At 65.1% G+C, this 5,530-nt stretch carries 7 protein-coding genes; 2 read left to right on the top strand and 5 right to left on the bottom strand.

Annotated elements, in window-relative coordinates:
* Positions 1 to 211: 211 nt before the first annotated feature.
* The gene (locus tag BHQ40_RS23830) at positions 212 to 838 is read left to right on the top strand and encodes an energy transducer TonB (RefSeq protein ID WP_083277129.1); all 627 of its coding nucleotides are present in this window, start codon (positions 212 to 214) and stop codon (positions 836 to 838) included.
* Positions 839 to 905: 67 nt separating this feature from the next.
* Here the strand turns inward: BHQ40_RS23830 and BHQ40_RS23825 are convergent, their stop codons facing one another.
* The 4 genes from BHQ40_RS23825 to BHQ40_RS23810 are packed head-to-tail and all read right to left on the bottom strand — an operon-like array spanning position 906 to position 3,702.
* On the bottom strand, positions 906 to 1,301 hold the full coding sequence (locus BHQ40_RS23825) for a ketosteroid isomerase-related protein (RefSeq protein ID WP_070158200.1): 396 nt from the start codon (positions 1,299 to 1,301) through the stop codon (positions 906 to 908).
* A 4-nt stretch (positions 1,302 to 1,305) separates the two neighbouring features.
* Positions 1,306 to 2,160, bottom strand: a complete 855-nt coding sequence (gene fghA, locus BHQ40_RS23820) for an S-formylglutathione hydrolase (RefSeq protein WP_070158202.1) — start codon at positions 2,158 to 2,160, stop codon at positions 1,306 to 1,308.
* A gap of 10 nt (positions 2,161 to 2,170) precedes the next feature.
* Positions 2,171 to 2,551: a VOC family protein gene (locus BHQ40_RS23815; RefSeq protein WP_070158199.1), complete on the bottom strand. Its 381-nt coding sequence runs from the start codon at positions 2,549 to 2,551 to the stop codon at positions 2,171 to 2,173.
* A gap of 38 nt (positions 2,552 to 2,589) precedes the next feature.
* On the bottom strand, positions 2,590 to 3,702 hold the full coding sequence (locus BHQ40_RS23810; RefSeq protein WP_070158198.1) for an S-(hydroxymethyl)glutathione dehydrogenase/class III alcohol dehydrogenase: 1,113 nt from the start codon (positions 3,700 to 3,702) through the stop codon (positions 2,590 to 2,592).
* Between the two features lie 103 nt (positions 3,703 to 3,805).
* On the opposite strand from BHQ40_RS23810, the gene BHQ40_RS23805 reads away from it, so the two are divergent.
* Positions 3,806 to 4,690: a LysR family transcriptional regulator gene (locus BHQ40_RS23805; RefSeq protein WP_070158197.1), complete on the top strand. Its 885-nt coding sequence runs from the start codon at positions 3,806 to 3,808 to the stop codon at positions 4,688 to 4,690.
* Between the two features lie 13 nt (positions 4,691 to 4,703).
* Here BHQ40_RS23805 and BHQ40_RS23800 read toward each other — a convergent pair.
* Positions 4,704 to 5,530 (bottom strand): PQQ-dependent sugar dehydrogenase (locus tag BHQ40_RS23800; protein WP_139139464.1); only part of this gene is annotated, 827 nt, incomplete at its 5' end.

Here is a 5,530-nt window from a genome sequence, read left to right as displayed (position 1 = left end):
CGTGATGCGGGATCTATTGGCTCCATGCTGGCATGACTACACAAGCGCCTGCGCTCATGGATCCCGGATCAAGTCCGGGATGACGGCAGTCTATTGCGGTGAGCAATGGCATCTCCCCCCCATTATCGACATTTCTCCCGCAAATGGGATTGCCCCCGGCCCGCCGCCTGTCCATCAGTCGGACGAAGCCGCCGCTTGCACATGATGGGAGATGATCGCCATGCTGGGTCTCGCGCTGATGGCGTCCGCCATGGCCGCCGCGCAACCTGTCGCCAATTCGCTGCAGATCACGGCTAGGGATTATCCGGAAAAGGCGGCGGCATCCAATGAGCGCGGTTATGCGCTGTACCGGCTTGTCGTCTCCCCTCAGGGGACCGTTGTCGGCTGCACCACGCGGGGGCGGTCGGCCATCGACAGCGCCATATGCGCGGCGTTGCAGGCGCGGGCGCAGTTTCAACCGGCGACCGATGAACAGGGGCGACCATCCTTCGGTGTCTACGAAGGGATGATCGCCTTCCGGGTGAAGAACCGGAACATGCCGCCCCGGCCGAACAGAAGCGTCATGACGCTGACGGTGGACAGCCTGCCGGAAGGCGCGGCCAATCCCTCCTATTCCCAGGTGGGATTGCTGGTCGGCCCCGCCGGCGACATTCTGCGCTGCGCACCGATGCAGCATGATGCTGCACAACCGGCCCATGTCATGAAGGCTCTGGGCGACATATCCTGCACGCAGTTGCCGGGATCGTACCGGCCCGAACCCGCCAGGGACGCCAATGGCGCGGCGGTGGAATCCGTGCAGACGGCGATGGTCCGGTTTGCCCTGCCTGAAAAGCCCTGAGCCTGAAAAACCCTGAACGTCTGAACGGAAAGGCCGGGCGGTCCTCCCGCCCTATATCCGCCGCCCCCTACTCGACCTGCCCCAGCCAGTCGTTCAGATTATAATGGTTGCTCACCCGCGCGATCTTCCCGTCGGCGAAATCGAAGAAGGCCCCGACGCGCAGCGCATAGTCCTGCCCCCGCGCCGCGGGCAGGTCGCCATCGGTCTCCAGATAGGTGCCCGTCAGCTTGAACTCCGCCGCACCATGCGCGCCGTCGGCGGACACCATGAACACCGGATCGACCACCGCCTCCCGGTAACAGCGCGCCATATGGTCCCAGAAGTCGCCGAACGCAGCGATCCCGACCCGCGCCTGTCCCTGGCTCGGCTCGTGCAGCACATCGGGGGCGAGGGTCGCCAGCATCGCCGCCTTGTCGCCCGCATTGAACGCCGAATAATAGGTTTCCAGCAACGCCGCGCTCATCCGATCACCCTTTCAGCCGCTCCGCATGCCATTGCAGATGCGCGGGCATGAAGGTGGAGATGAAATAATAGCTGTGGTCATAGCCCGGCTGGATGGTAAGGCGCAGCTCTATCCCCGCCTTCGCGCATGCCGCCTCCAGCAATTCAGGCCGCAATTCCTTCTCCAGAAACTGGTCCGCCCCGCCCTGATCGACCAGCAGCGCGGGGACGCGCGCGCCATCCTCGATCAGCGCCACGGCGTCATGCCTGCGCCACGCCGCCTTGTCCTCGCCCAGATAGCCGCCCAGCGCCTTCTGCCCCCAGGGAACCTGCCCCGGCGCGACGATCGGCGCGAAGGCGGACACCGCCCGGAACCGCTCCGGGAAAGACAGACCGATGGTCAGCGCGCCATGCCCGCCCATCGAATGGCCCATGATCGACTGCCGCGTCATATCGGCCGGAAACGCCTCGCCGATCAGCGCCGGAAGCTCCTCCGTCACATAGGACCACATCTTGTAATGCCGCGCGAACGGGTCCTGCGTCGCATCGACATAGAAACCCGCGCCAAGGCCAAAGTCATAGGCCCCTTCCGCATCGTCCGCCACGGCGTTCCCGTTCAGGTCGGGGCCCCGCGGCGAGGTGTCGGGCGCAACGAAGATCAGGCCATGTTCGGCGCAGGCGCGGCGAAACTCGCCCTTCTCCGTTACATTGGCGTGGGTGCAGGTAAGGCCGGAAAGATACCACACGACCGGCAGCTTGGCCCCCGGCGCATGGTCGGGCACGAACACGGAAAAGGTCATGTCCGTGCCCGTCGCGGCGGAGGCGTGGCGATATACGCCCTGCACTCCGCCAAACGCCTTGTTCGTCGATACGCTTTCCAGCCCCATCAGTTCAGGCGTCCCGATATATGGCGCACAGCTTGTTGCCGGCCGGGTCCCGCATATAGGCGAGATACATCGGCCCGAAGCTGCCCTCGCGCACGCCCGGCGGGTCCTCGCAGGTGGAGCCGCCCGCTGCTATCCCGGCCGCGTGCCACGCATCCGTCTGTTCGGCCGACGCCATGGCGAAGCCCAGCGTGCCGCCATTCGCATGGCATGCCGGCTCGCCGTTCACCGGCTTGGTGATCATCAGCATCCCGCCATTATGCATATACATGAAGCGGTTTTCATCGACGGGTATGGCCGGCCCGCCGCCCAGCGCGCCGATCACTGCGTCATAGAATGTCTTGGATTTCTCAAGATCATTGGCGCCAAGCACCACATGGCTGAACATCGGATATCTCCTCTCGCTGTCGATTCAGAGTTAGGTTGTCAGAACAACACCACGCTTCTGATGCTCTTGCCTTCATGCATCAAGTCGAAACCCTTGTTGATGTCCTCCAGGCCCATGACATGGGTGATCATCGGATCGATCTCGATCTTGCCGGTCATATACATGTCGACGATCTTGGGCACGTCCGTCCGCCCCTTCGCCCCGCCGAACGCCGTGCCGCGCCAGTTGCGGCCGGTGACGAGCTGGAACGGGCGGGTGGAAATCTCCTTGCCCGCTTCCGCCACGCCGATGATGATCGATGTGCCCCAGCCGCGATGGCAGGCTTCCAGCGCGGTGCGCATGACCTCGGTATTGCCGGTCGCGTCGAACGTGTAGTCCGCGCCGCCATCGGTCATCTCCACGACCTTCGCGACGACATCCTCGCGCGACATACCCTTGCTGTTCAGGAAGTCGGTCATGCCGAACTTGCGGCCCCATTCCTCGCGGTCGGGGTTAATGTCCACGCCGACAATCTTGCCCGCGCCCGCGAGGCGCGCGCCCTGGATGACGTTCAGGCCGATGCCGCCCAGCCCGAACACCACCACATTGTCGCCCACCTGCACCTTGGCGGTGTTGACGACCGCGCCGACGCCGGTCGTCACGCCGCAGCCGATATAGCAGCTCGTCTTGAACGGCGCGTCCTCGCGGATCTTCGCCACCGCGATCTCCGGCAGCACCGTGAAGTTGGAGAAGGTGGAGCAGCCCATATAGTGAAAGATCGTCTGCCCCTTGTAGGAAAAGCGGTTCGTCCCGTCCGGCATCAGCCCCTTGCCCTGCGTCGCGCGGATCGCGGTGCACAGGTTGGTCTTGCCCGAAAGGCAGCTTTTGCACTGGCGGCATTCCGGCGTGTAGAGCGGGATCACATGGTCGCCCGGCTTCACGCTGGTCACGCCCGCGCCCACCTCGCGCACGATGCCCGCGCCCTCATGCCCCAGGATCGACGGGAAGATGCCCTCGCTGTCGAATCCGTCCAGCGTATAGGCATCGGTGTGGCAGATGCCCGTCGCCATGATCTCCACCAGCACCTCGCCCGCCTTCGGTCCCTCCAGGTCGACCTCGACGATCTCCAGGGGCTTTTTCGCTTCGAAGGCTACGGCGGCGCGGGTTTTCATGGGGCTACTCCAAATCGATGTGCGCGGGTTTGTAGCTGTTGCACAGAAGGTGATAAAGGGCCGAATCTGCAATTCATTATAACCGTACAGGGATAATCCAGGCATGGCCGCATGGGACGGTTTCGACGAATTCGCGGCGGTCGCCGCCGCCGGCACCTTCTCCGGCGGCGCGGCCGTTATGGGCGTCTCCACCTCGCATATGAGCCGCGCCGTGGCGCGTCTTGAAAACCGGATGCAGGCGCAGCTTTTCCACCGCACCACCCGCTCCGTCCGCCTGACCGACGCGGGCCGCATATTCCTCGATCACTGCACCCGGATGATCCAGGAACGGGATGAGGTCATCGCCCTGATGAACGAGCAGGACGAGCCGCAGGGCGACCTGCGCGTCACTTGCTCAAATGCCATGGGTGAGCGGTTCGTCGCGCCAATCCTGCGCGCCTTCGCCATCGCCAATCCCCGGCTCAACGTGACGCTGGAACTCACCAACCGCCTCGTCGATCTGGTGGCGGAGGGCTATGACGTCGCCATCCGCACCGGCCACCTGCCCGACAGCCGCCTCATCGCCACCCGCATCGCCTCGCGCACCCTCTATACCTGCGCCTCGCCGGACTATCTCGCCGCGCACGGCACCCCGGTCAGCCTGGCCGATCTCGACCGGCACCAGTGCCTTGCGGGCACGTCGACCACCTGGCACTTCACCCATCGCGGGCGCAGGAGCACGCACAGGCCCAGGGGCCGCTGGCGCTGCAACAGCGGCGCGGCCGTGGTGGACGCGGCGCTGGCGGGCATGGGCCTGTGCCAGTTGCCCGAATTTTACATCCTGCCCCATCTCGCCAGCGGCCGCCTGACGCTGGTGCTGGAGGATCACCGGGCGGACGACGAGCCGATCTGGGCCGTCTATCCCCAGCGCCGCCACATGCTGCCCAAGATCACCGGGCTGGTGGAGGCGCTCCGCCGGGAACTGCCCCAGGCGCTGCAGATCGCCTGAGGCTATCGCCCGGTCAGCGCCCCGCCTTGCCCGGCTCCGTCTTTTCCAGGAACGCGGTGATCTGCAGCAGCGTCTCCAGATCGTCGATCGGCGCGGTCATCATCTTCGTGCCCGGATAATAGGATTGCGGGTTTGATATGAACGCGACCAGGCTGTCATGATCCCACTGGACCGCCGTCTTGGAATCGCGCAGCGCGGCCGAATAGGCGAAGCCCGGCAGGGAGCCTGACCGGCGCTTGGCGACGCCGTTCAGGTCCGGCCCGATCTCGCCGGTCGTGAAGCTGCCCGCGCTGTGGCAGCTTGAACAATTCTGGCCGAACAGCGCCTTGGCCTTCGCCTCGTCATATTTGAAGGCGAACAGCACCTGCGTATATTTCTCCTGATACACGCCGCGCCGCGCGAAATCCTCGACCATATTGCCGCCGCTGGGCAGGGCATAGGGCTTGGCGACCCGGCCGCTTTCCGCCTTGTCGGGCTTGCCGGGGCGCAGGCGCAGCAACCGGCCCTTCGCGGAATCGGTGATGACGTAGATATAGCCGTCCGGCCCCATCGCGGCCGACCGGATGCGCTCGCGCAGGTCGGTCAGCAGCGCCTCCTCCTGCACCACCTTGCCGTCCTGCACGCGCAGGCGGCGCAGCACATGGCCCATCAGTTCGCTGGCGAAAAAGTCGCCGCGCCATTGCGGGAAGCGGTCGCCGCTATATTCCATCAGGTCGCCCGGCGCGCGCGAGGGCGACCAGACCGCCACGGGATCGACGAAATCCGGCCCGTCCTGCATGTCGGACATCGCCCGGCCGGAATAATCGAAGCCCCAGCTTACCAGCGGCCAGCCATAATTGC

The organism is Sphingobium phenoxybenzoativorans (assembly GCF_001757355.1).
GTDB lineage: Bacteria > Pseudomonadota > Alphaproteobacteria > Sphingomonadales > Sphingomonadaceae > Sphingobium > Sphingobium phenoxybenzoativorans.
Note: the sequence above shows the minus strand (reverse complement) of the source record. Positions and strands in the feature narration are given on the sequence as shown.

What these genes read in the sequence shown, in the direction of transcription:
- BHQ40_RS23830 (WP_083277129.1), top strand. Translation starts at nt 212, where the DNA reads ATGATCGCCATGCTGGGTCTCGCGCTGATGGCGTCCGCCATGGCCGCC.
- BHQ40_RS23825 (WP_070158200.1), bottom strand. Translation starts at nt 1,301, where the DNA reads ATGAGCGCGGCGTTGCTGGAAACCTATTATTCGGCGTTCAATGCGGGC.
- BHQ40_RS23815 (WP_070158199.1), bottom strand. Translation starts at nt 2,551, where the DNA reads ATGTTCAGCCATGTGGTGCTTGGCGCCAATGATCTTGAGAAATCCAAG.
- BHQ40_RS23810 (WP_070158198.1), bottom strand. Translation starts at nt 3,702, where the DNA reads ATGAAAACCCGCGCCGCCGTAGCCTTCGAAGCGAAAAAGCCCCTGGAG.
- BHQ40_RS23805 (WP_070158197.1), top strand. Translation starts at nt 3,806, where the DNA reads ATGGCCGCATGGGACGGTTTCGACGAATTCGCGGCGGTCGCCGCCGCC.